The following is a 26,027-nucleotide window of genomic DNA, read 5'->3' on the forward strand; positions in this document are numbered from 1 at the left end:
AGTTTGGAGGCTTCAGCCAATCTCGAACGTTGGCGACGGCCGCTCGACACGAGCAGCGCAATCCGGGTCAGGAAGGAAACCTTCGAGAGCCTTCGGCCCGCGAAGTCTCAGGTCGGGTCTTCGCGATGCAGGTCGTGGATGGCGACGCCATCGACATTGGTCGGCAAGGTGAGCCACTTGCGATGACGCAAGGTGCGCTGGGTGTCTTCCAGGCCTGTCTCCCAGTGCTCACGCATCGAGGTGCCGGAGAATTCATAGTCCTTGGCGTGCCCCTCATAGCCTTTGTGCTGGTAGATCAGGTGCACGATGTTGACGATGCCGGCGTCGGAATAGTCGGCGATCAGCGCTTCTTCCGCCGGCGTCAGCTGCTCCTTGGGCACGCGCTTCAACGCATCGAGCAGGCGCATCTTCAGGCCATGGATGCGCTTGAAATTGTCGGTATTCTGGCGCGTGCGGCTGGAATACATGATGTCCTTGTGGCGGGACAGCACGTCCGGCATGCTGCGCGGCAGCACGCCGCGGGCACTGAACAGGTCGACCTGGAACACCAGGGAAGACCGGTCCTCTTCCTGATCGAGCAGATATTGCAGCGGCGTGTTGGAGACGATGCCGCCGTCCCAATAGTACTCGCCCTCGATGCGGACCGACGGAAAGGCGGGCGGCAGCGCGCCGCTGGCCATGATGTGCTCGGGCCCGATGCGCACCTTCTCGGTGTCGAAATAGACGAAATTGCCGGTGCGGACATTGACCGCGCCGACGCTCAGCCGCTTCTTGCCGTCGTTGAGGATATCGAAGTCGATCAGGCTCTCCAGAGTGTCCTTCAATTCGGCGGTGTCGTAGAAGCTGGTGGCGCCCTCGGCGCCCGGATGCTCGAACCAGGGATTGGGATTGCGAGGCTTGAAGAAGCCGGGCTGACCCATGGTCATGGTCATCCATGACGAGGTGCGGTTGCGGATGTCGCGGTAGATGTCGCCTTCCGGCGTATAGGCCCAGATCTTGCGGCCGGAGATCGTCTGCCAGAACTGTTCGAGCCGCTGCAGGCGGCGGCTCGGCTCGTTGCCGGCAATGATCGAGGCATTGATGGCGCCGATCGAGACGCCGGACAGCCAAGTCGGCTCGCAACCGGCATCGGCCAGCGCCTGGTACACCCCGGCCTGGTAGGCACCGAGCGCGCCGCCGCCCTGGAACACCAGGGCGATGCGGTCATATTGGGCCGAGATTTCCTCGATGGTGGCGGCGGCTTCCTTGTTTCGGTTGCGTTCAAGCACGAATTTTCTCCGGCTGGGCTGTGCTGGTTGCGAGCCGGTCGTGATCGGCAAGATAATCGTGCACGACCTCGCCCAGCCCAAGGGTAAGATCGGCCTTGAAGTGAACGGCGGAGACGATGTCGAGCACCGGCAGCTTCGCCACGTCGGCCATGACATGGGGCCGCAGGTCGAGTGCCGCGGGCGCCGTCCAGGCCTCCTTCAGGGTGATGTCCGTGAGGTAGTAGCGCACCAGCTCGCAAATGCGGGGCGTGCCGTCGACATGCGGAATGATCTTGATCAGGAAGTTGGGCGCGGCGAGCGCGGCGAGCACGGAATCGTGATCGGCTTCCTGGTGCTTGTAGCCCATCGTGCCGGTGGCGCATAGAACGCTACCATAGTGCAGCGTGCCGACGATCACCTCGCCCTCATGGACGATCTTCGGATTGGCCAGCTTCTTCGGAAAACCCCAAAGCTCACGGCCGCCGGCGATCGGCGCGTCGTCGTCGAGATACATCGAATGGACATAGCCGCCATGCTGGCCCTTGTATTTCACCGGAATGACCTGGCCGGTCTCGGTGTAGTCGCCGAAGCCCGTGGAATCAGGCATGCGGATGAATTCGTATTTGACCAGCGGCTCGTCGATTTCCAGCGGCGCCGGCACGACGGCCTCAAGCGCCTCGCGTGTCGTGCGATAGGTTATGATGATGTATTCGCGGTCGAAGAAACGGTAGGGCCCGGGCGGGAAAGACGGACTGGTCAGCGGCATCGCATAGGCGCGCTTCACGACATCGGCGATTTCCAAGCTGCACCCCCAGGGTTCTGTCGGCGAATTTCGTTCAGGAGTAACCGCGCGAATGCGCTGCCGATTATGTTGCACGGCACCATGACAGTGCCGTGTCAGCCAGACGACCATGGTCTGGAGCCGGTTGAGAGCCACGCCGAGGCTGTCGTCTGGCTGTAATCGCATCGACACATGGCTCTGTCATTGTCATGCTGCGACGCACAATTATATCCTCCTATTCCCTCCCACCTCTCGCGAGATCACCATGGGTTCCCTGTCTTCGAAGAATGCCCTCGTTACCGGCTCGACCAGCGGCATAGGCCTGGCCATCGCCCGCGCCTTTGCCGCCGAGGGCGCCAACGTCACCATCAACGGCCTTGGCGACGCCGCGGCAATAGAGCAGGAGCGCGCCGGCATCGAGAAGGATTTCGGCGTCAAGTGCCGCTATTCCGATGCCAACATGATGGACGGCGCTGCCGTCACGGCGATGGTTCGCGACGCCGAGGCGGCGTTTGGCAGCCTCGACATCCTCGTCAACAATGCCGGTATCCAGCATGTCGCGCCGATCGAGGAGTTCCCCGACGACAAGTGGGAAGCGATCATCCGCATCAATCTCCTGGCGGCCTTCTATGCCATCAAGGCGGTGGTGCCGGGCATGAAGGCACGCAAATGGGGCCGCATCATCAACACGGCTTCCGCGCATGCGCTGGTCGCCTCGCCGTTCAAGTCGGCCTATGTCTCGGCCAAGCATGGCATTGCGGGCCTCACCAAGACGGTCGCCCTGGAAGTCGCGCAGGACGGCATAACCGTCAACGCCATCGCGCCGGGCTATGTCTGGACGCCGCTGGTCGAGAAGCAGATTCCCGACACGATGAAGGCGCGCGGCATGACCGAGGAACAGGTCAAGCATGATGTGCTGCTCGCTGCACAGCCGACGAAGGAATTCGTCACCGTCGAGGAGCTTGCCGCGTTGGCGCTGTTCCTGTGCTCGGATTCAGCCAGGCAGATCACCGGCACGACCTTGCCGATGGATGGCGGCTGGACGGCGCAGTAACGCATCGGTCGCAACATTTCCGCTTTTACCGACCAGTACCGAAAAAGGCGGTTCCCTATCGCTGCGGGATGATTGTATCCTGATGGCGGCCGCGGAAGGATTGGGAGGTTTTCCGCAGCCATGAGCCGCGTCGACTGACCGGCTGACGAAGGGAGAGAGGCGAGGCTTTCCCTTCAAACCGTCATCAAGCCGTTACCTAGACCTCCTATTCGGGACTCGAGAACGGGCAGCTTGCACATAGCAATGCACAGCTGTGCAAAGGTGATAAATGACCAAAGCAAACTTCCTCGAACTTGGGCGTGTCAGCGCCGGATACGGCGCTTCGCGGGTTCTGGACGGCATAGAGCTGGGCATAGCGAAGGGCGAGTTCGTGGCCCTTCTGGGCGCTTCCGGCTGCGGCAAGACCACGCTGCTGCGAGCCATCGCGGGCTTTGTTTCGCCAAGCGCGGGTTCGATCAAGGTAGCTGGCCGCGATGTCACCCGCCTGCCCCCGGACAAGCGCGGCATGGCGCTGGTGTTCCAGTCCTATGCGCTGTGGCCGCACATGACGGTGGCGCAGAACATCGGCTACGGGCTGAAGCTCAAACGGCATGCGCGCACCGAGATCGCGCGGCGCGTCGGCGAGATGGAAAAACTGCTCGGGCTCGATGGGCTTGGCGATCGTAAGCCGGCGCAGCTTTCGGGCGGCCAGCGCCAGCGCGTGGCGCTTGGCCGGGCGCTGGCCATCGATCCGGAAATCCTGCTTCTCGACGAACCGCTGTCCAATCTCGACGCGCGCATCAGGCTGACCGTGCGCCACGAAATCCGCGCCCTGCAGAAGCGGCTCGGCATCACCGCCGTGCATGTCACGCATGATCGCGAGGAAGCCATGGTGATGGCCGACCGCATCGTCATCCTCGATGACGGGCGCATCGCGCAGCAGGGCACGCCCGAAGCCGTCTACAACCGCCCGGCTTCAGCCTTCGTCGCCGCCTTCATGGGAGCGGAGAACCGGGTGGAACTTTGGGGTCAGCCGTTGCGGGGCCGTTTCGAGATCGAAGCCGGGCCGGCGAACGCCGCTTGCGCGGTGCCGCTGGAGGGGCGCCCGCTGGCGCGCGGCTTCGTCGAGGCGCGATTCCGCGCCGAGGCGGCACAGCTTTTCGCGGGCACCGCCACGGACGCCGTTCCCGCCGGAACGCTCGAGCTGGCGGGCCATGTCGAGACCGTCAGCTATCCCGGTGGCCTCTGGCGCCATGCGGTCAGGGTCGGCGACGACATGGTCCTGGTCGATGCCCACAAGGCGTTCGCTGTCGGCGAGGCGGTCAAGGTCCGCATCCCGTCCGATGTGCTTTTCCTGTTCAACGCGCCGGCGGTTTCGCCGTTGGCGCCAACCCGTTCCCGGTCGGGCGGCGCCAAAAGCCGCTTCCTGGAAGCATCCGAAGCTTGAATCTCTTCATCCAACTGGAGACCTTTCCGTGAAGACAATCCTGCAAGCCGCACTGGCTCTCGGCCTGATGGCGTCACCCGCCACCGCCGCCGAACTCACCGTTCTCACCGCCGGCGACCAGAACATGGTCGACTACATCAACGACTATCTCGGGCCGCTGTTCGAGAAGCAGAATCCGGGCAACACCGTGCGCGTCGTCGGTACCGGCCCGGGCGATGCCGGATCGCAGAAGATCACCGAACGCTTCAAGGCGCAGGCCGATGCGGGTTCGCAGAAGTGGGACACGGACGTCGCCGTCGTGCACGAGAAGTTCGCCGGCCCGATGGTGACAGCCGGCTATCTCGAAGCCTATCGCCCGAAAATCGACACCGGCAAGATGGTGACGCGTTCCAATGCCGACATGGCGCTGGGCTCCAATGTCAGCGGCTATGTCATGCCGATGTTCAACAGCCAGACCGCGATTGCCTACAATCCGGCGATGGTGCCCAATCCGCCGAAGAGCTACGAGGAACTGGTCGCATGGGCCAAGGAGCATCCCAAGCAGTTCGGTTATAACGGCATCAAGGGCGGCGCCTCCGGTGTCAGCTTCGTCATGGGCTGGATCTATGCCTTCGGTGAGGGCGACGCCAACAAGCTGATGAACGGCCCCTTCGACGAGGCCGAGACCAAGAAGTGGGACAAGGCCTTCGCCAGCCTGAAGGAGTTCACCGCCAATGCGACGCTGACGCCCGGCAATGCCGGCACGCTCGACATGCTGTCCCGCGGCGAGATCGCTATGGGCCCGGTCTGGGTCGACATGTTCTACTCCTGGCAGGCCGACGGCCGGCTGCCGCCGGAGCTGAAACTGGTGCTGCCGGCGCCCGGCATGCCCGGCCAGCCGATGCACTACGTCATCCCCGCCAAGAGCCCGAACGAGGCACTGGCCGAGAAGTTCGTGGCGCTGGCCACCAGCCCGGAAGTGCAGGCCGACGGCATCGTCAAGAAGTTCAACTGGTATCCGGGCATCGACGCCGATTTCGTCAAGCCAAAGCTCGACGAGGCAACCTGGAACAAGCTGTTCGTCGACATCTCGCCGGCGGACCTTGCGAAATACGGCAAGCCGTTCCCGATCGCTCCCTATAACAACGCGATCCTCGAAGCCTATGAGCGCCAGACCGCGAATTGAGCGGGCTGACTGACCTTCGAACCCCGCACCGCCCGGCATTGCCGGGCGGTGCGGGAATGTCCGCTACCCGGTGAAAGACCCACGATGTCGAAACGACTTTTCGGCCTGCTGCTCGTCCTGCCCGCGCTGGCGGTGATCGTGCTGTTGTTCATCGTCCCGCTTGCCGCTTCGGTCATCGGCGCGTTCGAAGTGGACGGCGGCTACGGAATGGGAAATTTCGTCAAGTCGTTCGAGCTCTACCGCAGCGATACGATCTTCACCGTTCTGATCGTCAGCCTGTCGACGCTGCTGATCGGCCTGTTTTCCATCGCTATCGGCGGCTATCTGACGCTGGGCGAAAATCCGCGCGCGGTGGCGATCCTGCGTTGGCTCTATCGCTGGCCGATGTTCATTCCCTTCATCGTCGTCGGTCAGATCCTGCGTACCTTCCTCGCCAAGAACGGCCTGATGAACAATCTTCTGATCAGCGCCGGCGTCATCACGCCGCTGCAGGCCACCGCTTTTCTCGACTGGCGCGGCATCGTCATCGCCTTCGTCTGGAAGCAGGTTCCTTTCGTTGCCTTGCTGGTCGCCGGCGCCATGGCCTCGATCGATCGCGGCACGATCGAGGCCGCGCGCAACCTCGGCGCTTCGCGGCTGCGCATCCTGATCGAGATCGTCGTGCCGCAGATCGCCACCACGCTGCTGGTCGGCCTCATCCTGTCCTTCGTCACGATGATGTCGGTGCTGTCGGTGCCGCTGATGGTCAATGCACAGTCGCCGACCATGCTCACCGCAGACATCGCCTTCCGCATCAATGCCTATGGCGACTACGGCGTCGCCAACGCGCTCGGCCTGATCTCGCTGGTCATCACCTCGGGCGTTGCGTGGATCTATCTGCGCCACACGATGAAGGAGCGCGCATGAGCCTCGCACCATCATCCGTCATGGGACATAAAGTGCGGATCGACCTGTGGTGGTTGCCCAGGGCTGCGATCCTGGGCCTGCTTGCCTTCATCATCTTCGGCCCGTTGCTCAATCTGTTGCTGTGGACCGTGGCGGAGCGCTGGTATTTTCCGCATGTCCTGCCGCTCGACTATGGCTTCAGCGTCTGGGCGCGTGTCTTCTCGCCACGCGGCGGTGCGATGGATTCGCTGCAGAACAGCATCCTGGTGGCGGTGCTGACGGTCATCGTCTCGCTGGCGCTTGCAATCCCTGCCGGCTATGCGCTGGCGCGATTGAAGTTGCCGCTGCGCGGCCTGATCCTGCTCGCCTTCCTCATTCCGCAGGCGTTTCCGAACCTGCCGGTCTATGTCAACATCGCGCGCGTCTTCTACCAGATCGGCCTCAACGGCACGATCACCGGCGTGGTTCTGGTGCATGCCGTGCATGGCCTGGTCTATGCGGTGTGGATCGCGACGGCGGCTTTTTCGGCCGTCGATGCCGAACTCGAGCAGGCCGCCCGATCAATTGGCGCCGGAGCGTTCCGCGCCTTCCGTGATGTGACCTTGCCGCTCGCCATGCCCGGCCTGATGGCCAGCGCCATCTTCGTCTTCCTGGAATCGCTCGACGAATTCACCGGCAGCTATTTCGTCGGCGCGCCGGATGTGAATATGTTGCCGCTGCTGCTGTATTCGGCGGGCGCCGGCGGCAATTATCAGATCGCCTCGATCACGGCACTTCTGCTGCTCATCCCATCGATCGGCTTCATGCTGATCGTCGAGCGGTTCCTGAAGGCCGATGTGCTGTCGCGGGTTGGCCATTGAAAAGCGTGAGCGTCGACCAATGACGGCAGACGAGAATTCGACCACGGGCGACAAGACCTCGGACAAGCTTCGCTCGGTCAGCGCCCTGCATGTCGCGCGCCAGGCGGGCGTGTCGCGCTCGGCGGTGTCGCGCGCCTTCACGCCGGGCGCCAGCGTCGCCACCGAAACGCGCGAAAAGATCATGCGCGCCGCCGAGGAACTCGGCTATCAGGTCAACGATCTGGCGCGCGGCCTGCTCGCCAACCAGAGCCGGCTGGTGGGGCTGGTGGTGACCAAGCCGGAAGTCGGCTTTCGTGCCCATCTCACCGCTGCGCTCACCAAGGCGCTGATCCATCGCGGCAATGTTCCGGTCATGATCAACACCGGCCAGACCGAGCAGGAGCTGATATCGGCCCAGAAGACGCTGCTTGGCCATCGCGCCGAGGCGACGATCATCCTGTCGGGCTCGCCGCCCTCGTCCTTCTTCGAGCTGGCGCGGCGCAACGGCCAGCCGCTGGTCGTCATCGGCCGCTCCGAACCGGAAGCCGATCATATCCAGACCGACGGCAGCGCGGCCGCCAAGCTCGCGGCGGCATTGTTCGTCGCGCGCGGCATGACGAAGCTTGGTCTGGCGGGATCGCTGTCGGGTACACCCACCATCACCGAACGCGAGGATGCATTCTGCGCCGAGGCAGCGCGTCTTGGCGCCGAGGTTGTGATCGCGCGGGGCCGAGACACGGACTATGCGGGCGGGCTGCAGGCGGGCAATGCTCTCATTGATAGCCAGGATCGGCCGCAGGCGATCTTCTGCGTCAACGACCTCATCGCCTTCGGCGTCATGGACCACGCCCGGCAGGCCGGGCTCGACATCCCCGGCGATCTCTCGGTGATCGGCTTCGACGATGTTCCCGAAGCCGGCTGGCTTGCCTACCGGCTGACCACCTTCCGCCAGGATCCGGAGATGATGGCCGCCCGTGCCGTGGCATTGCTCGATCTGCGCCAGCGGCAGCCGGATCTTGCGCCCATCCGCGAGCGCTTCAACGTGCCGCTTGTCGTGCGCGGCAGTTTTGTTCCGCATGACGCGGAGCGACTTCCAGACAGTTCCTCCTGAATCCTCAGCCACAGGTCGACGCCTATGAAAATCATCCAGCTCTCCGATCCGCACCTGATGACGCCGGGTGGCCTTCTCTATGGCTCCGATCCGCTCGCCAGGCTGGACGCCTGCTTGGCGGACATCGGCAAAAACCATGCCGATGCCGAACTGGTGGTGATATCCGGCGACCTCACCAATGATGGCGAGCGTGCCGCCTACGCGGCATTGCGGGAAAGGCTGGCGCAATTTTCTCCGCCTTGCCGGTTGATGCTCGGCAACCATGACGATCGCGCGCTTTTCCTTGAAATGTTTCCCGACGCCGCTGCCGAGCAAGGATTCGTGCAGAGCGTTTTCGATGGCACGGAGGGTCGCCTGATCCTGCTCGACACGCTGGACAGCGGCCATGTCGAGGGCAGGCTGTGCGCGGAGCGTCTCGACTGGCTCGACGAACGGCTGCAAGAGGCGCGCGACAGGCCGGCCTTCCTCTTCATGCACCACCCGCCGTTTCGGATACACATGCCGGTGCTCGACGAGGTCAGGCTCGCCGACGCCGATAGCTTCCACGCGGTGCTGTCGCGTCACGGCAATGTCCGCCACATCTTCGCGGGCCACGTCCATCGGCTGATCGCCGGCAACTGGCGCGGCATACCGGTCAGCACGCTGCGCAGCACGAACCACCAGACCGCGCTCGATTTTTCGCAGAGCTGGAGCCTGGGCCACGAGCCGCCCGCCTATGCAGTGATCTTCATCGACGGGGATGGGGTGGTCGTGCATTTCCACGATTTTCCCATCGCCGGATAATGCATATGCCGCCAACAGAATCAGGACGCTGACGCTCGCTGCACGTCACGGATTGGCTGTCGTAACTGTGATCCGATCCCGTATCATCCCCCGTGAAAATTATTACCGATTTGTAAAGTCATGGGTTAGAACCGCTTTGGGTTTGATGCGGGGTTGATACGTTGGCTGTGATTTTCCGCGCTTTGCGCGTTCTCTCCTTTCTTGTCGTTGGCCTAGTCCTCGCGATGTGCGCGCAGGCACAGGCGGTCGAATTCAAGACCATCACGATCAAGGTCGGCTATGGCCCCGGCGGCGGCTACGACCAGACATCGCGGCTGATCGCTCGTCATTTTGGCCGGTTCCTGCCCGGCAACCCTGATATCGTCGTTCAGAATGTGCCGGGCGGCGGCAGCCTCAAGCTCACCAAGATGGTGCTGGGCAGCGAACCGGCCGATGGAAGCGTCATCGCTTCGGTCAGCGAGGCGATGTCCTATGCTCCGGTGCTTGATCCCCAGAACGCGAATTTCGACCCGCTGGCCCTGCAATGGATCGGCTCGCTCGTCAACGAACCGGCCTATTGCCTGACCGCCAAAAGCTCCGGCATCGACACGATGGACAAGTTCCTGCAGTCCGATTTCCTGATTGGAGCGACCGGCAAGAGCAGCGTGACCTATATTTTCGCGGCGCTGGTCAAGAACGGGCTGAAGGCGAAATTCAAGATCGTCACGGGTTTTGAAGGCACCGCCGATATCGAACTGGCAATGCAACGCGGCGAAATCGCCGGAATGTGCGGTGTTTCCAGCTACAACATCTCCGGAAACCGCGACACGCTCAACCTCGTCGGAACGTTTGGCCCGGGCACGGTTGCAGGCCAGGAGAAGTTCACGGCCAGGATCGAAGACCCTGAGGTTCGGGAGGCGGCCGCGCTCATAGAGACGACCTTGCAGTTCCATCACCCGCTCGTTGTTCCGCCGGGAACACCCAAGGACACCTTCGAAGCGCTTCGCAATGGCTATATGGAGATGGTCAAGGATCCGGCGTTTCTGGCCGATATCGGCAAGCTCAGCGAAATGACCGTCAACGCCACCAGCGGTGAAGACATAAGCCGGCTCGTGGCGCAGCAATTGAAGGTGGATCCGGACGTATTCGAAACCGCCAGAAATCTGGTGAAGTAGATTTCCGGCGAGGCTCAACGGTGGATCTGATCCTCACCGCCATTTTCGAGATGGCCCAGCCATTCCGTATGCTGATGCTGGTGACCGGTGTTTTCGCCGGCCTGATTGTCGGCGTCGTCCCCGGCATTGGCGGGCTGTTCGCGATGGCGCTGCTCATCCCCATGACCTACAACATGGACGCCTATGCCGCCTTCGCGCTGCTGCTTGGCATGGGATCGGTCAACACCACCTCCGACACCATACCCGCGATCCTGTTCGGCGTTCCGGGTTCGGTGGGCGCCGCGGCAACGGTGCTTGATGGCCATGCGATGGCCAAGAAGGGCGAAGCCGCGCGTGCCTTCGGCGCCTCCTATTCCGCTTCGATGATCGGCGGCGTGTTCGGCGCGCTGGTGCTTGCGGCGGCGATCCCGGTCATGCGGCCGCTTGTCCTCTACCTGAAGACGCCGGACTTCTTCGCGATCTGCGCCTTTGGCCTCTCCATCGTCGCCATGCTGGCGGGAAGCCAGCCGCTCAAGGGGCTGGCGGCGGCCATGTTCGGCATGCTGGCCTCGTTCGTCGGCATCGACAAGATCGCCGGCATCGACCGATGGACCTTCGGCGAAATCTATCTCTGGGACGGTCTGCCGGTTGCCCTGGTGTTTCTCGGCCTGTTCGGCCTGCCGGAACTGGCGTCGCTTCTGCTGCGCGGTTCCATCCAGGGCAATGCGGAGAGGCCGACCTATGCCGGCATGTGGCAAGGCATCATGGACACGCTGCGGGAATGGCCGCTGGTCCTGCGATGCAGCACCATAGGTTCCTTGCTTGGTGCCGTTCCCGGTGTCGGCATCGCGGTGCTGGACTGGATCGCCTATGGCTATGCGTCACGCCGGCCAGGCTCTGGACCGAAGTTCGGCGAGGGCAACGTCAGGGGCGTCATCGCTCCTGAAAGCGCCAACAATGCCAAGGAAGGCGGCTCGCTCATTCCGACGATCGCCTTCGGCGTGCCGGGTTCGGCCTCGATGAGCATTCTGCTTGGCGCCTTTGTCGTGCACGGGCTCGTTCCCGGACCGGACATGCTCGGCAAGAATGCCGCGCTCACCATGTCGATGGTGTTCAGCATTGCCGTGGCCAACATAGTCGGCGCGGTGACCTGCCTCGTGCTGACCCGGCCGCTGGCGCGCGTGGCGCAGGTCTCGGCCGCGATATTGGTGCCGCTGGTGGTGACCTTCATCGTGGTTGGCGCTTACCAGACCAACATGAGCGCTTTCGATTTTGCGCTGGTCATCGGCGTGGGCGCCATCGGCATGGCGATGAAGGAACTCAACTGGCCGCGCTCGGCCTTCTCCTTGGGTTTCGTTCTTGGGCCGAGCCTCGAGAATTACTTCTTTCTCGCCTACCAGATTTCCGGCTGGTCGTGGCTCGCCCAGCCCTTGGTGCTGCTGCTGCTTGGACTGGCCGTGGTCGGCGTCATCAGGCAGACGCTGTCGTGGATCAGGGCCAGAAACCCAGGTGGCCCGCTGCCGCCCGCGCTGCCCGATATTATCGCCGGCGCCGCCATGACATTGCTGGCGTTGGCGGCATTGGTGACCGCCGCTACCGGTTTTCCCTTCGAGGCCGCCATCTTCCCGATCATCACAGCTGGATTGCTGATGATGTTTTCGCTGACGACGACAGGGCGGACGACACTGCGATGGTGGACGCCCTCCACGCCCGTCCCGTCCGCGCCCGCCGGGGCTCCCGGCGAATGGTCGCCGGCCACGGAACCAACCATGAAGGGCAATCTTGCGGTGCTGGGCCTCTGCCTTGCCTTGGCCGTCCTCATCCTGTTGGTCGGACACCTGGCGGCGACTTTCATTTTCGTGGCCGGCAGCATCGCGGTGCTTGGCTCGAAGTCATGGCGGTCGCCGCTGACGATCGCCGCCGCCACGACGGTTTTTGTCTATTCGGTTTTCGATATGCTGGCGTCCCAGCCATGGCCGACGCCCTGGCTCGCCGGTATCTGGGGGATCTTTTAGTTTATTTGCGCGCCAGCGTTTCGATCAACTGGCGGCGCAGCAACTTGCCGTTGCTGCTGTAGGGCAATGATGGCACGATCCGTATCTCGCGCGGCCGCCGGTCGGGTGCGATGTTGGCGCGCAGGAATGCCTGGAATTCCTCAATCGTTCCCTGTTCGGAAACAATGAATACCGCGATTTCCTGCCCCATGGTCTCGTCCGCGAAACCGGCCACGGCGACGTCCTGCACCTTGGAATGGGCGCGGATCAGTTTTTCAAGCTCCTGGGGCGCGACGCTGACGCCGCCGCGAACGATCATATCGGATTCGCGGTCGACGATCGTCACGAAGCCGTCGGCATCCAGGAAACCGATGTCGCCGGGAATGCCCCAGTCCGAGCCCATGATCTGTGGATCGACGAAGAGGCGGTTGCCGGGCATCAGGACGGCCGATGCCATGGTCGGGGTCCGGGCCTTGATCAGCCCCCTGTCCCCTTGTTGCAGCACGTGGCCGTCGGGACCGACAATCTCGATTTGAACACCCGCCACTGGGCGGCCCGCGCTTTCGGGCTTGGCCAGGATATCTGAACCCGACAGCGAGGATATTATGCCGGTGAGGCTCGATGAGTAGCTTATCCGGTAACCCGGCGAGATGTAGCGCCAGGCGGCGATCTTGTCTTCGCCCCTGGCCGGTCCGCCTATGCTGTAGAGAACGGAGAGTTTTGGGAGCAGGTGGGTGGCGCGCTCACCGGTTTCCTTGACCATTCGGGCTATCACCGACGGTGCCAGCGCCGTACCGCTTGCCTGGAACGACAGCAGTGCCTCGATGAGTTCGGAGGGCGTGAACAGCGGCGGGAAGAACCGGACGACGCCGCCGTAAAGCAGATACCCGAAAGTCTGGTGGCGCATTGCCGAGTAGGACAGCGCCATCGGCGTCAGAAATCGCTTGGCGGTTCCCTCCACAACGCTCCGGCGCGCCGCGATACGCCGGGCAAGCGCTTCGTGCGACTGTGTATAGGCCTTTGGGTCGCCCGTGGTGCCGGACGAGAAGATCAGGAAGGCCGGATTGGCATCATCCATCGGGGCGCTGGCCTCGAATCCCGGCGCCGAGGCCGATTTCCAGCCGGTATCAAAGAGGGCGTTCGGATAGATTTCGTCGCCGGGCATGGCACGGCTTTCGAAAACCATCTTCAAGCCGAAGTCGCGCGCCTGTCTTGCACGCTGGCTTCTGGGCGTTCGAAAATCGATAACCACGGGGGTTGCGCTGTTTTTCCAACAGGCGAGGATGGACAGCACCACGTCGATGTTGTCGACCATGGCAAGGCCGACGCGGTCGCCGGGCCTGATGCCCGATGCGTTGAAGTTTGCCGTCAGATGTCCGATCTGCGTCAGCGCTTGCGCGTAGGTGATCTGCGAACGGTCATTGACCATCGCGACCTTGTCGCCATGGGCCGCGAAGGCTTCCAGTATCTGCCGGCCAAAACTCATCGCCGGTGCTGGACGCGTGTCGCCCCGGGTCTTTCGGAGAGGAAAGTGAGGATCTCCGCGTCGATCGCGTCCATGTTGGCCTTGCGGAATTTGTTGTGCGTGCCCGGCATGACGACCGTCTTCACGCTGGCCTTGTCGGATGCCCAGCCCTTGTAATCCTTCACCGTCGTGGCGCCCCATTCGGAACTGGCGAGGATGAGAACGTCGCAGGGATAGGAGGAGGGCACGAAACCGGCCGCGGCCTGCAACAATGCGCTCTTGTAGGCTTTCTTGCGCAGATGCCGTCCCAGGCGTGTCTGCCCCAACCCCACCGTGCTCATCGTATCGCGCAGCAAGCGCCAATAGATCACCTTGCGCGTGATCTGGCGGCGCCGGCTGTCCGTCAGGCGGTCGTTGGGCATCGGTTTCAGCCAGGCGGAGCCGGGCGAGGGCGGATCGATGAGCACGATGGCGGGCCGCTTGCCGGTCGCCTCATGGCTCAGCCGGCCGACCTCGATCGCCAGGAGGCCACCCACGCAAATGCCACCAATCACGTCGGGATGCTGGTCGGTCACCGAAGTGAGGGCCTCGAAATAGCTGGAGCAGATTTCGGCCATGCTGGAATAAGGCGTCTCGCCGGGCTCGGTGCCCATGCCGCGAACGGCCATGATGGCGTATTTCTCTTTCAGCCGCTTGCCGAAGCGATTGGCGAACAAGGCCGAGCCGGTAATGCCATGGATCATGGCCATCGGCTCATGGCCGATGCTGCCCGCCACCGGCACGATCAGCTCGCGCGCCGGATGGACCGGCACCAGCGACGCGATCAGCCTGCCGAATTCGCGCGGTGTCTGCGCTTCGAGCAGAATGGAGGTCTGGAGCTTGACGCCGAATCGTTTCTGCACGGCAAGCACCAGGGTCTCGGCCATCAGCGAGTCGCCGCCGAGATCGAAGAAATTGTCGTCGAGACCGACCGAGGGAACCTGCAATTCCGCAGCGAAGATGCCGGCGATCGCATGTGCCGGTCCGTCGCCCGGTGATGCAGGCCGCAGCCTTTGTTGGACGTTCATCGGAAAGCCCCTACCGATGCATATTCCTGCCTTTTACGCACAGCTGTGTCCAGGGACAAGCCCATGCTCCGCCTAAGTGACGGGCGCGCTGCCGCTGTCGTGTCGCGACGGGTCAGGAGGCCTGTTCGAGCGGAGGAAGCTCGAGCAGCGCCTGGGCGGCGGCGACGTCGGTGATGAGAAGCTTGGCGTTGGTCGCCGCGATGCCGGCGCGGATGGCGTGGATCTTGCGCAGGCCGCCCGACGAGATGATCACCTTCGGCACCCTGCTGATGTCGGCGGGATTGATGGCCATGGCGCGATGGTTGACGGGATGGTCAAGCACATTGCCGTCGGCATCGACGAAATGGCAGAGCACATCGCCTACGGCACCGGCATCCTTGAGGCTCTTGGCGTCCGACCAGTTGAGAATGCCGCGGCGGAAGATCGAGGCCTGGGTGCCGACATCGCCGACGCTGAGCAGAGCGATGTCAACGGCACGTGCCCGCTCGTAGAGCTGTTTGAGATCATCCTGTTTCCACAGTGCGTCGGCCAGTTCGCGGTCGGGCACAAAGACAGGCGCGGTGATCTGATAGAGTTCCGTGCGGTAGAATTCGGCGAAGCGCCAGGCGACGGCCGAAGGATTGTGCGCTGTCGCATGGGTCAGGCCGCCGAGCAGTGAAATGACGGTCATGTCGTTGACCTCGCGCCAGATCAGCGACCGCATGCAGACCTGCAGCGTGGCGCCCCAGCCGACACCGATCGACAGTCCGTTGGTGACCTGTTCGGAAATGTAGCGTCCGGTGGCGTGGCCGACGACGGCCGCGACGCTCTCCTCGTCCTGGTTCGACGCGGGCACGACGATCGCCTCGGTCAAGCCGAGGTGCTTTTCCAGGTTCCGCTGCAGGCGGATCAGCGATTCGGCCTGCGAATTGATGGTGATCTGGACCGTACCGTCCTCACGCGTCGCCGCAAGCAGGCGCAGGGCCTTGATGCGGCTGATGTCGAGATGCTGGGCAACCTGTTCCTGGGTCAGGCCCTCGACATAATAGAGATAGGCGGCTCTCAGCTTGAGTTCGTCCTGGTCGGACTGGAATTTCGTCCGCCTCGGTCGCTTTTCCGAACCTGCCATGCCCACTTCCCTCAAGACGTACCCCCATTAGACGATTTGCCGGCGGAGGGAAATCACGCGGCCGCTCGCGCGCCGGCCGCCCGTGGAAATCCAGCAAACCGAAAAGCCTGCCCGAGTTCATCTTACGGAATTGTACAATAATTCTCAATATGGCATAAATGTACGAATTATGAAGACGCTCGGGCGCAGCCAGAAGGATATGACATGCGAATACTGCTCTCCAATGACGACGGAATCGACGCGCCCGGTCTGGCGATCCTGGAAAGGGCAGCGGCGCTGCTGAGCGACGACATCTGGACCGTGGCGCCGAGCGGCAACCGCAGTGGCTTTGGTCATTCGATCACGCTGCGGCAGGCCTTTGCCGTTGAGCAGGTAGCGCCCCGACGCTATTCGTGCACCGGCACCCCGGCCGACTGCGTCATCGGGGCGATGCACTGGGTGTTCCGCGATGGCGCAAAACCCGATCTGGTGCTGTCGGGCATCAATGAGGGGCGCAACGTCGCCGAGGATGTCTCCTACTCCGGCACCATGGCGGTGGCGCGCGAGGCGGCCCTGTGCGGCATCGCCGGCGTCGCTTTCTCGATGCCGCGCGACAGCCAGGCCTATGGCGATGACGAGGTCGCATGGCTGGCGGCGCGCATCGAGGGTTTTTGGAACACCCGCCAGGAGTGGGCCCAGGAGGGACATTGGCTGAGCGTCAACCTGCCGCGCAATGTGCCGGCCCCCATGCGTTCGGCGCGCATCGGCCGCGACAAATGCGCGACGCGGGTGATCATCCATGCCGAGGATGGGCGCAGCGCCCGCATCGAGCCGCTGGCCGACCGCAACTACGCCACGACGCCGGGTGACGAAAACAGCCTGATCGATTCCGGCATTGCCTCGGTCACCTGCCTGAACTGGATGGGCCATGCCCTCGTGCCGGCGGGCGCCTTGTCGGAACTCGACGGGGCTCTTGAACAGGCGGTCGCCTGAGACTTGATCCCGAAAGGATCGGACGAACCGGATTCGAAGTTAAAAAAGGGCGCCCGGATCACCGGCGCGCCCTTCTTGCGTTCTCGAGCATGGGGCGATCAGTATTTCGGGTAGACCTCGAGCAGGCAGTCGTCGAGATAGCTGTTGACGAAGCCCGGGATGGTCACCGCGCGGGTTTCGATGCCGCCGTCATCATGCAGCACGTGCTCGAGATAGCCGACCTCGCGGTTGCCGCCCATTTCGGGCACCAGCTCCTCGCGGGTGGTGAAGGCGATCGACGAGCACCATTCGAGCCTCACGCCATCGTGGCCGCGCGAGCGCTGCTGGTGCAGATGCCCGCTGGCGATCATCTTCAGCTGCTTGTGCGCCATCAATTCGTGCAGGTTCTCACGACCGATCGGATCGACTGTCCAGTAGGTCAGCTCGGTGCTTTCCGGCGTGTCGACATAGAGCGGCTGATGCGAGAACAGCGCCAGGTGCCGCTCGCCAAGCGTCGCCAGCTGTTCGCCGATCCAGTCATATTGCTGCTGCTCGCCGTCCAGTCCCGAACCGACACGCAGCGAATTGATGCCGAGCAGCCGCCAGTTGCCGCGGTCGATCGACCATCTGTCGGCGCCATAATAGCGCTCGTAACGGTCAAGCCTGGTCGGGCTGATGGCGCTGCCCATGGCGGTTTCGGGCTGCGACAGGCGTGGACTGTCGCCGACATCGTGATTGCCGGGGATATAGCGGATGTCCTTGCCGGCGCGCTCCAGGAACGAGCGGCAGAAGGGATAGTCTTCCTCGAAGCGGATGCCGTCGAGCGTGATGTCGCCGGTATGGACGATCAGGTCGTGATCGGCGGTCTTCAGCACGTCGATCATGAGTTCGTTGTTCTCGTGAAACCGGTGGGTTCGCGGCGACAGGTGGGTGTCGGATATCTGCATAATTCGAATCGAGGCCATGGATCTCTCTTTGCCGGTGGGCGTGGTCTGACGCGTCGCTGCTTCAGAATTGTACAATTGTATTGACTTGAGAAAGATAGTTCAATATTCGATTTTAGCGATCAACGGATCGCCAGCCCGAGCGCGTCTTCGCTGCGCGGATTCCGGAGGGATCGGGCGGGAGGTTACCGGAACAGGGAGGCACCATGTCCGGCATCGAGATCAGGAACCTCAACAAGAGGTGGGCGACCTTTGACGCCGTGAAGGATGTCAGCTTCGAGGTGAAGCCCGGCACCCTGACGGTGCTGCTTGGACCGTCAGGCTGCGGCAAGTCGACGACGCTGCGGTTGATTGCCGGCCTCGATTCGGTCACTTCCGGCCAGATCTTCATCGGCGGCAAGGACGTCACCGTGCAGCCGCCGGCCAAGCGCGGCCTGGCCATGGTGTTCCAGTCCTATGCGCTCTTCCCGCACCTCAGCGTTGCGGAAAACATCATATTCGGTCTCAAGGTACGGCGGGTGCCGGCCGGGGAGCGGACGCGCCGCCTCAAGAAGGCAGCCGACATTCTCGGGCTGGGGGCGCTTCTTGACCGCAAGCCTTCCCAGCTTTCGGGCGGTCAGCAGCAGCGCGTCGCCCTCGGCCGGGCGATCGTCGCGGAGGCGTCGGTGTGCCTGATGGACGAGCCGCTGTCCAACCTCGACGCGCAGCTTCGTCACGAGATGCGCAAGGAAATACGCACCATCCAGCAGGCGCTGGGCATGACCATGGTCTATGTCACGCATGATCAGATCGAGGCGATGAGCCTTGCCGATCAGGTCATCCTCATGCGCGGCGGCCGCATCGAGCAGAAGGCGGAGCCGGCAGGGCTTTATCTGCGGCCGGCGACGTCGTTCGCGGCAAAGTTCATCGGCACGCCGCCGATGAACCTCGTCTCGCTGGCCGATGGGCCGGCCGGCGCCGTAATCAAGGGATCGGCGGGGCCGGCACTGGTCGAAGGCAAAGGCGATGGGCTGTCGCTCGGGCTGCGGCCGGAGGAGATCCGGATCGAGCCGGATGGCGTCGTTCCCGCCATCATCCGCGGCATCGAATATCACGGCGCCGACAGCATTCTGGAGTGCGTCGTCGGCGACCAGCTTCTGCAGGTGCGCGTGGACGGCATCCGTCGGCAGTCCGTTGGCGACCAGGTGCGGCTGGGCTGGCTGCCCGACGCCATGCACGTCTTCGACGAGGCGGACGGCAACAGGGCCGAGCGCAAGGTATTGGTCGGTCAGGCGGTCGGCGAGCGCGTGCTGCGCGCGGTGCCCTGACCTGCCGGGAACGGCCCGCGGTCTCGAAGCAGGCCGATTGGCGACGACAACGAGAAAACATCACAAACCGGAGGAAACGATGTTTGCAAGAAGTGGCAAGTGGCTTGGCGCCGCGCTGTTGGGAGCAGGCCTGAGCCTTGGCGCGGCGCAGGCCGAGCCGGTCGAAGTCAGTTTCTATTATCCCGTGGCCATCGGCGGTCCGGTGACCAAGATCGTCGATGACCTCATCACTCGGTTCGAGGCGGCCAATCCCGACATCAAGGTCAAGGCGATCTACTCAGGCACCTATTCCGAGACGATCAGCAAGGCGCTGACCGCGTTCAAGGCCGGCCAGCCGCCGGAACTGGCGGTCATGCTGTCGGCCGATCTCTTCACGCTGATCGACGAAGGCGCGATCGCGCCGATCGACGACCTGGTCAAGACCGACGACGACAAGGCCTGGCTCGCCGGATTTTCGCCGGTGTTCATGACCAACAGCAAGAGCGAGGACAAGACCTGGGGCATCCCCTTCCAGCGCGGTACGACCGTGTTCTTCTGGAACAAGGATGCCTTCAAGGCGGCCGGCCTCAACCCGGATGTCGGCCCGCAAAACTGGGAAGAAGTCGTCGATTTCGCCACCAAGCTGACCAAACGCGACGCCAGCGGCAACGTCACGCAATGGGGCATGCAGGTGCCGTCGTCGCTGACCTCCTACTGGTTGCTGCAGGGCTATGTCGCCCAGAATGGCGGCACGATCGCCGATGTTTCGGGGGACAAGACCTATTTCGATTCCCCCGAGGTCGTCGAAGGATTGCAGTACTGGACGGACCTGGCGCTCAAGCACAAGGTGATGAAGCCCGGCGTGATCGAGTGGGCGACCAACCCGAAGGACTTCTTCGAGGGCCGTGCCGCCATGATCACCACGACCAGCGGCAACCTGACCAATGTCAAGACCAACGCGCCGTTCCCGTTCGGCGTGCAGATGCTGCCGGAGCACAAGAAGCGTGGCGCGCCGACCAGCGGCGGCAACATATTCATCTTCAACGGCACGGCGCCCGAGAAGCAGCAGGCGGCCTTCCAGTTCGCCAAATGGCTGACCTCGGCCGACCAGGCCGCCGAATGGAGCATCAAGACCGGCTATATCGCGCCGCGCGACGATGCCTGGAACACCCCGGAGATGCAGGCCTATGTCAAGGAATTCCCGGGTGCCGCCGTCCCGCACGACCAGATCCCTTACATGGTGCCGGAGCTTTCGACGCATGAGAACCAGCGTGTCGCCCGCGTCATCGATGACGGCATCGAGGCCGCGCTGACCGGCACCAAGACGCCGGCGCAGGCGATGGGCGATGCGCAGCAGGAAGCCGACCGCATCCTGAAGCAGTATCGCTGACCGATACGAAGGGCGGTGGGTCGAAGCCGATCCGCCACCCTTTCCGCCACAGCGACAGGAAAGGGTGTCTCGTGACACAAGGACGAAATCAGATCACCGCGTGGCTGCTGCTGTTGCCGGCCGTCGTGCTGCTGGCGGCGTTCACCCACATCCCGGCGGTGATGACGCTGGTCAACAGCTTCTACAACACGCCGCGCGGCGTACGTCCGGCAAAGTTCGTCGGGCTCGGCCACTACAGCGACATGCTGAGCGACCCGGTGTTCCTGGCCGCGCTGAAGAACAATGCCATCTATGCCATCGGCACCGTGCCGGTGGCGATCGGCCTCGCCATGCTGATGGCGCTGATCGTCAACTCGTCCATCCGCGGCAAGGCCCTGCTGCGCATGTCGTTCTTCCTGCCTACCATCCTGCCGATGATCGCGGTGGCCAACATCTGGCTGTTCTTCTACACGCCCGGCTACGGTCTCATCGACCGCTTCCTTGGCCTGTTCGGCTTTGCCGAGCGCAACTGGCTGGGTGATGGCTCGACGGCGCTGGGCAGCCTTATGGTGCTGGCGGTCTGGAAGGAAGCCGGCTTCTTCATGATCTTCTACCTGGCGGCGCTGCAGCAGATCAGCCCGTCGCTGTCGGAGGCCGCGGCTCTCGAGGGCGCCGGGCGCTGGTACTTCTTTCGCCGCGTCACCTTCCCGCTGCTGATGCCGACGACTTTGTTCGTGCTGATCAACGCCATCATCAATTCGTTCCGGCTGATCGACCACGTCATCGTCATGACCCGTGGCGGCCCCGACAATGCCAGCACGCTGCTCCTCTATTACATCTACCAGACGGCGTTCCGCTTCTGGGATACCGGCTATGCCGCCGCGCTGACCATGGTGCTCTTGGCACTGCTCGCTGCGCTCGCCTTCGTGCAGTTCGGCATTCTCGACCGGAGGGTCCACTACAAATGACCGTCACCGCTCTCCCCCAGCCGGTCCAGTCGCGCGAACAAGGCTTCTGGCACGCCATCGAGGTGATCGGCTGCTACCTGCTCGGCGCGCTGTGGATCCTGCCGCTGCTCTATGCGGTGTGGATGGCGTTCCATCCCGCCGAATACGAAGTGCGCTTCGACCTGACGGCGCCCCTGACATTAGGCAATTTCATCCAAGCCTGGAACGCGGCTCCGTTCGCACGCTATTTCCTCAACACCTTCGTGCTGATCACGGTCATCCTGGCCTCGCAATTCGTCATCTGCACGCTCGCCGCCTATGCCTTCGCCCGCTACGATTTCCGCGGCAAGACGCTGGTGTTCATGCTGGTGCTGATCCAACTGATGATCATGCCCGAGGTGCTGCTGGTCGAGAATTACCGCACCATGGTCAAGCTCGGCCTCGTCGATACCGTGCTGGCGATGGGCCTGCCCTACATGGCCTCGGCCTTCGGCATCTTCCTTCTGCGTCAAGCCTTCCTGACCGTGCCCAAGGAACTTGACGACGCCGCACGCGTCGAAGGGGCCGGGCCGCTTGGCATCCTGCTCAAGGTCTACGTCCCGCTGTCGCGCCCGATCTATGTCGCCTATGGGCTGGTCTCGGTCAGCTACCACTGGAACAATCTCCTGTGGCCGCTGGTGATCACCAACTCGGTCTCGACCCGGCCGCTGACGGTCGGCCTGCAGGTCTTCGCCTCGCCCGATCAGGGCGTACAGTGGAGCATCATCTCGGCAGCCGCCTTGATGACCTCGGCGCCGCTGCTGATCGGCTTCCTGCTGTTCCAGCGCCAGTTCGTGCAGAGTTTCATGCGGGCCGGCATCAAGTAGCCGCCTTTACCGGGACATCGCGGCGTCCGCCGCGCGGCTTCGCGGCTCGACGGCTGTTCGGCATCCCGGACAGCCTGCCGCAACGCGTGGCTTCCGGCTTTTGCCGGTGGCCATTCCGCGCCTCCCGGAAGCCTCCGGAAAGGGCACGAAAGTGCGGTAATTTTGGACATTAGTCTTGACAGAAATACAGATGTTCAATACCCGTCAAGCACTTGAACAAGCCTGCAATGTGGGAGGAATAAGCGGTATGGCTTCCAATATTTCGTTGACGGGCCTTGCCCGCGATCTCGATGAGCGTGGCAAGTCGGGCAAGCCCATCCGCATCGGCCTGATCGGCTCCGGCGAGATGGGAACCGACATCGTCACCCGCGTCGCCCATATGTCCGGCATCGAGATCGGCGCGATCTCGGAGCTGAACCTGCCGGCCGCCAGCAAGGCGGTGGATATCGCCTTCCAGGAAACCGGCCATGCGCGCGAAGTGTCGAGCGCTTCGGCGATGACGGCGGCCATGGAAGCCGGCAAGGTGGCGGTCACCAACGACGCCAACCTGGTCATCAACAATGATCTCATCGACGTGGTCATCGACGCGACCGGCGTTCCCGCCGTCGGCGCCGAGATCGGCTTGCGCGCCATGGAGCACGGCAAGCATCTGGTGATGATGAATGTCGAGGCCGACGTCACCATCGGCGCCTATCTGAAGAGCGAGGCCGACCGGCTCGGCGTCACCTATTCGCTGGGCGCGGGCGACGAGCCGTCCTCCTGCATGGAACTGATCGAGTTCGTTTCGGCCATGGGCCATCCGATCGTCGCCGCCGGCAAGGGCAAGAACAACCCGCTCAACATCGACGCCACGCCGCCCGCCTACGAGGAAGAGGCCAAGCGCCGGCACATGAATGTGCGCATGCTGGTCGAATTCGTCGATGGCTCCAAGACCATGGTCGAAATGGCGGCGATCGCCAATGCCACCGGCCTGGTGCCGGACAAGGCCGGCATGCACGGCCCCGCGGCGACACTCGGCGAACTCTCGAAAGTCCTGGTGCCTGAAAAGGATGGCGGCGTGCTGTCCAGGGTCGGCGTCGTCGACTACTCGATCGGCAAGGGCGTGGCGCCCGGTGTCTTCGTCGTCGCCGACATGTCGCATCCGCGCATTTCGGAGCGCATGGAAGACCTGAAGATGGGCAAGGGCCCGTATTTCACCTTCCATCGCCCCTATCACCTGACCTCGCTCGAAGTGCCGCTGACCTGCGCCCGCGTCGTCCTTTACGGCAAGGCCGACATGGTGCCGCTGGCAAAGCCGGTGGCTGAAGTTGCCGCGGTCGCAAAGAAGGACATGCAGCCCGGCGAGAAGCTCGATGCGATCGGCGAATATTGCTACCGGGCCTGGATCATGACGGCGCCGGAAGCGCATGCGGCGCGAGCCATTCCTTGCGGCCTGCTGCAGGGCGGTTCCGTGACGGCGCCGATCAAGAAGGGCGAGCTCATCACCTATGCCAATGCGGCCCCTGCGCCGGGCTCCAAGATCGCGGAGCTGCGCGCTCGCCAGGACAAACTCGTCTACGGAACCGTGGGAGCCTGATCATGGCCACAGCCAGCAAAGCCGTCGCGGACAGCCGCGCCAACCTGCCTTTCGTCTATCGCCAGTACAGCGCCGAGCAGCTCAAGCAGGTGCTCTACAAGATGTACCTCATCCGCCGCTTCGAAGAGGGCGCGGAGGAAAGCTACACGCGCGGCCTGATCCACGGCACCATGCACCTGTCGATCGGCCAGGAAGCCAGCGCCATGGGCATCTGCATGCCGCTTGGCGAGGATGACCAGATCACCTCGACGCATCGCGGCCATGGCCACTGCATCGCCAAGGGTGCGGAGGTGAAGCGCATGTTCGCCGAGTTCTTCGGCAAGACCACCGGCTACTGCAAGGGCCGTGGCGGCTCGATGCACATCGCCGATGTCGCCAAGGGCAATCTCGGTGCCAACGGCATTGTCGGCGGCGGCATTCCGATCGCCGTCGGTGCTGCGCTCTCCTCCAAGATGATGAAGACCGGCAAGGTCGTCGTCTCCTTCTTCGGCGACGGCGCCAACAATGAGGGCGCCTTCCACGAAGCGCTGAACATGGCGGCGGTCTGGAAGCTGCCTGTCATCTTCGTCTGCGAGAACAACGGCTACGGCATGTCGACATCGACGGCCCGTTCGACCGCGGTGAAGAACATCGCCGATCGTGCCGCCGCCTATTCGATGCCCGGCGTCATCGTCAACGGCAACATCTTCTCCGAAGTCGCCGAGGCTTCGTACAAGGCCGTCGAACGGGCGCGCGCGGGCGAGGGGCCGACGCTCATCGAATCCAAGACCTACCGCCATCGCGGCCATTCCAAGAGCGACCGCAATCGCTATCGCACCAAGGAAGAGATCGAGGACTGGATGTCGAACCGCGACCCGATCACGCTGTTCGAGAACGAATTGCGGGAATTCGGCTTCATCGACGACAAGGGCATCGAGGCCATTCGCGACGCCGTGGCGCAGGAGATTGCCGACGGCATCGAGTTCGCCAAGGCGAGCCCTTCGCCGGATGTGAGCGAGACTGGAAATTATGTGTATACGGAGCAGGCGTGATGGACGCGATGGTGCGTGAACTGAGCTACGCCCAGGCGATCCAGGAAGCCATGGCGATCGCCATGGACATGGACGAGCGCGTCTTCCTGATGGGCGAGGATATCGGCGTCTATGGCGGCGCCTTCCAGGTGACCGGCGACCTGGTCGACCGTTACGGCGCCGACCGGGTGATGGACACGCCGATCTCGGAGCTGGGCGGCGCGGGCGTCGCTGTCGGCGCCGCCGTCACCGGCATGCGACCGATCTTCGAATTCCAGTTCTCCGACTTCGCCACGCTCGCCATGGAGCAGATCGTCAACCAGGCGGCCAAGATGCGTTTCATGCTGGGCGGCGAGGTTTCCGTTCCCGTGGTGATGCGCTTTCCAGCCGGCTCCGGCACGGGTGCCGCCGCGCAGCACAGCCAGAGCCTGGAGGCCTGGCTCGGCCATGTGCCAGGTCTGAAGGTCATCCAGCCGGCGACGCCCTACGATGCCAAGGGCATGCTTTTGGCCGCCGTCGCCGATCCCGATCCGGTGATGATCTTCGAGCACAAGCTGCTCTACAAGGTGAAGGGCCCGGTGCCCGAAGGCTACTACACGGTGCCGATCGGCAAGGCCGATATCCGCCGCGAAGGCCGGGATCTCACCATCGTCGCCACCTCGATCATGGTGCAGAAGGCACTCGAAGCCGCTGCAACACTGGAAGCCGAGGGCATCGACGTCGAAGTCGTCGATCTCCGGACCATCCGGCCGATGGACAAGCAGACCGTCATCGACAGCGTCAAGAAGACGTCGCGGCTGATGTGCGTCTACGAAGCGGTCAAGACATTGGGCATCGGCGCCGAAGTCAGCGCCATGATCGCCGAGAGCGAGGCGTTCGACTATCTCGACGCACCGATCGTGCGGCTGGGCGGCGCCGAGACGCCGATCCCCTACAATCCGGAGCTCGAAAAGGCCACCGTGCCGCAGGTTCCCGACATCATCACCGCCGCGCGCGACCTCGTGAAAGGGGTTCGCTGAG

The 26,027-nt window shown here is 63.3% G+C and carries 23 protein-coding genes; 17 read left to right on the forward strand and 6 right to left on the reverse strand.

Features of this window, described 5'->3' with window-relative positions; genetic code table 11:
* Positions 1 to 107: 107 nt before the first annotated feature.
* Together AC07UC_RS08480 and AC07UC_RS08485 are read right to left on the reverse strand one after the other, a co-directional pair.
* Positions 108 to 1,268, reverse strand: a complete 1,161-nt coding sequence (locus AC07UC_RS08480; RefSeq protein ID WP_140772608.1) for a patatin-like phospholipase family protein — start codon at positions 1,266 to 1,268, stop codon at positions 108 to 110.
* The gene (locus AC07UC_RS08485) at positions 1,261 to 2,049 is read right to left on the reverse strand and encodes an acetoacetate decarboxylase (protein WP_494905102.1); all 789 of its coding nucleotides are present in this window, start codon (positions 2,047 to 2,049) and stop codon (positions 1,261 to 1,263) included. The genes AC07UC_RS08480 and AC07UC_RS08485 overlap by 8 nt, the downstream gene beginning before the upstream one ends.
* A gap of 244 nt (positions 2,050 to 2,293) precedes the next feature.
* On the opposite strand from AC07UC_RS08485, the gene AC07UC_RS08490 reads away from it, so the two are divergent.
* The 9 genes from AC07UC_RS08490 (at position 2,294) to AC07UC_RS08530 (ending at position 12,439) form a co-directional block, all read left to right on the forward strand.
* Entirely contained in the window at positions 2,294 to 3,082 is a 789-nt protein-coding gene (locus AC07UC_RS08490; RefSeq protein ID WP_202325688.1) for a 3-hydroxybutyrate dehydrogenase, read from the forward strand.
* A 268-nt stretch (positions 3,083 to 3,350) separates the two neighbouring features.
* Positions 3,351 to 4,508, forward strand: coding sequence for an ABC transporter ATP-binding protein (locus tag AC07UC_RS08495; protein WP_494905104.1), 1,158 nt, complete (start codon positions 3,351 to 3,353; stop codon positions 4,506 to 4,508).
* 28 nt (positions 4,509 to 4,536) lie between these two features.
* On the forward strand, positions 4,537 to 5,673 hold the full coding sequence (locus tag AC07UC_RS08500) for an ABC transporter substrate-binding protein (protein WP_202325690.1): 1,137 nt from the start codon (positions 4,537 to 4,539) through the stop codon (positions 5,671 to 5,673).
* Between the two features lie 84 nt (positions 5,674 to 5,757).
* Positions 5,758 to 6,579, forward strand: a complete 822-nt coding sequence (locus AC07UC_RS08505) for an ABC transporter permease (protein ID WP_494905105.1) — start codon at positions 5,758 to 5,760, stop codon at positions 6,577 to 6,579.
* A 20-nt stretch (positions 6,580 to 6,599) separates the two neighbouring features.
* On the forward strand, positions 6,600 to 7,418 hold the full coding sequence (locus tag AC07UC_RS08510) for an ABC transporter permease (RefSeq protein ID WP_494908913.1): 819 nt from the start codon (positions 6,600 to 6,602) through the stop codon (positions 7,416 to 7,418).
* 19 nt (positions 7,419 to 7,437) lie between these two features.
* The gene (locus AC07UC_RS08515) at positions 7,438 to 8,508 is read left to right on the forward strand and encodes a LacI family DNA-binding transcriptional regulator (protein ID WP_494905106.1); all 1,071 of its coding nucleotides are present in this window, start codon (positions 7,438 to 7,440) and stop codon (positions 8,506 to 8,508) included.
* A 24-nt stretch (positions 8,509 to 8,532) separates the two neighbouring features.
* The gene (locus tag AC07UC_RS08520) at positions 8,533 to 9,291 is read left to right on the forward strand and encodes a phosphodiesterase (RefSeq protein WP_494905108.1); all 759 of its coding nucleotides are present in this window, start codon (positions 8,533 to 8,535) and stop codon (positions 9,289 to 9,291) included.
* A 167-nt stretch (positions 9,292 to 9,458) separates the two neighbouring features.
* A complete protein-coding gene (locus tag AC07UC_RS08525) occupies positions 9,459 to 10,445 on the forward strand; it encodes a Bug family tripartite tricarboxylate transporter substrate binding protein (protein ID WP_494908914.1) in 987 nt (328 codons plus the stop codon).
* A 20-nt stretch (positions 10,446 to 10,465) separates the two neighbouring features.
* Positions 10,466 to 12,439 (forward strand): tripartite tricarboxylate transporter permease, encoded by a 1,974-nt coding sequence (locus AC07UC_RS08530; protein WP_494905110.1) that lies wholly within the window; start codon positions 10,466 to 10,468, stop codon positions 12,437 to 12,439.
* A 1-nt stretch (position 12,440) separates the two neighbouring features.
* On the opposite strand, the gene AC07UC_RS08535 is transcribed toward AC07UC_RS08530, so the two are convergent.
* From AC07UC_RS08535 to AC07UC_RS08545, 3 genes are all read right to left on the reverse strand, one after another.
* Positions 12,441 to 13,904, reverse strand: a complete 1,464-nt coding sequence (locus AC07UC_RS08535) for a class I adenylate-forming enzyme family protein (RefSeq protein WP_494905112.1) — start codon at positions 13,902 to 13,904, stop codon at positions 12,441 to 12,443.
* Positions 13,901 to 14,950 carry a thioesterase domain-containing protein gene (locus tag AC07UC_RS08540; protein ID WP_494905114.1) on the reverse strand — a complete coding sequence of 350 codons (1,050 nt, stop codon included), beginning with the start codon at positions 14,948 to 14,950 and terminating at the stop codon, positions 13,901 to 13,903. Before AC07UC_RS08540 ends, AC07UC_RS08535 begins: the two co-directional genes overlap by 4 nt.
* Before the next feature lie 112 nt (positions 14,951 to 15,062).
* Positions 15,063 to 16,058, reverse strand: a complete 996-nt coding sequence (locus tag AC07UC_RS08545) for a sugar-binding transcriptional regulator (protein ID WP_494905116.1) — start codon at positions 16,056 to 16,058, stop codon at positions 15,063 to 15,065.
* A 204-nt stretch (positions 16,059 to 16,262) separates the two neighbouring features.
* Here AC07UC_RS08545 and AC07UC_RS08550 point away from each other — a divergent pair, with 204 nt between their 5' ends.
* A complete protein-coding gene (locus tag AC07UC_RS08550; protein WP_494905117.1) occupies positions 16,263 to 17,030 on the forward strand; it encodes a 5'/3'-nucleotidase SurE in 768 nt (255 codons plus the stop codon).
* 98 nt (positions 17,031 to 17,128) lie between these two features.
* Here the strand turns inward: AC07UC_RS08550 and AC07UC_RS08555 are convergent, their stop codons facing one another.
* Entirely contained in the window at positions 17,129 to 17,974 is an 846-nt protein-coding gene (locus AC07UC_RS08555) for a metallophosphoesterase family protein (RefSeq protein WP_494905118.1), read from the reverse strand.
* 185 nt (positions 17,975 to 18,159) lie between these two features.
* Here AC07UC_RS08555 and AC07UC_RS08560 point away from each other — a divergent pair, with 185 nt between their 5' ends.
* The 7 genes from AC07UC_RS08560 (at position 18,160) to AC07UC_RS08590 (ending at position 26,026) form a co-directional block, all read left to right on the forward strand.
* On the forward strand, positions 18,160 to 19,260 hold the full coding sequence (locus AC07UC_RS08560) for an ABC transporter ATP-binding protein (protein WP_494905119.1): 1,101 nt from the start codon (positions 18,160 to 18,162) through the stop codon (positions 19,258 to 19,260).
* Positions 19,261 to 19,339: 79 nt separating this feature from the next.
* Positions 19,340 to 20,629: an ABC transporter substrate-binding protein gene (locus tag AC07UC_RS08565; RefSeq protein WP_494905121.1), complete on the forward strand. Its 1,290-nt coding sequence runs from the start codon at positions 19,340 to 19,342 to the stop codon at positions 20,627 to 20,629.
* Between the two features lie 71 nt (positions 20,630 to 20,700).
* Positions 20,701 to 21,576, forward strand: coding sequence for a carbohydrate ABC transporter permease (locus tag AC07UC_RS08570; protein ID WP_140772575.1), 876 nt, complete (start codon positions 20,701 to 20,703; stop codon positions 21,574 to 21,576).
* A complete protein-coding gene (locus tag AC07UC_RS08575; protein WP_494905123.1) occupies positions 21,573 to 22,421 on the forward strand; it encodes a carbohydrate ABC transporter permease in 849 nt (282 codons plus the stop codon). The genes AC07UC_RS08570 and AC07UC_RS08575 overlap by 4 nt, the downstream gene beginning before the upstream one ends.
* A 247-nt stretch (positions 22,422 to 22,668) precedes the next feature.
* Positions 22,669 to 23,997 (forward strand): NAD(P)H-dependent oxidoreductase, encoded by a 1,329-nt coding sequence (locus tag AC07UC_RS08580; RefSeq protein WP_494905124.1) that lies wholly within the window; start codon positions 22,669 to 22,671, stop codon positions 23,995 to 23,997.
* 2 nt (positions 23,998 to 23,999) lie between these two features.
* Positions 24,000 to 25,028, forward strand: a complete 1,029-nt coding sequence (locus AC07UC_RS08585; protein ID WP_494905126.1) for a thiamine pyrophosphate-dependent dehydrogenase E1 component subunit alpha — start codon at positions 24,000 to 24,002, stop codon at positions 25,026 to 25,028.
* The gene (locus tag AC07UC_RS08590; protein ID WP_140772568.1) at positions 25,028 to 26,026 is read left to right on the forward strand and encodes an alpha-ketoacid dehydrogenase subunit beta; all 999 of its coding nucleotides are present in this window, start codon (positions 25,028 to 25,030) and stop codon (positions 26,024 to 26,026) included. Before AC07UC_RS08585 ends, AC07UC_RS08590 begins: the two co-directional genes overlap by 1 nt.
* Position 26,027: the final 1 nt, after the last annotated feature.

Source organism: Mesorhizobium sp. GW821-FHT04C10 (genome assembly GCF_059420305.1).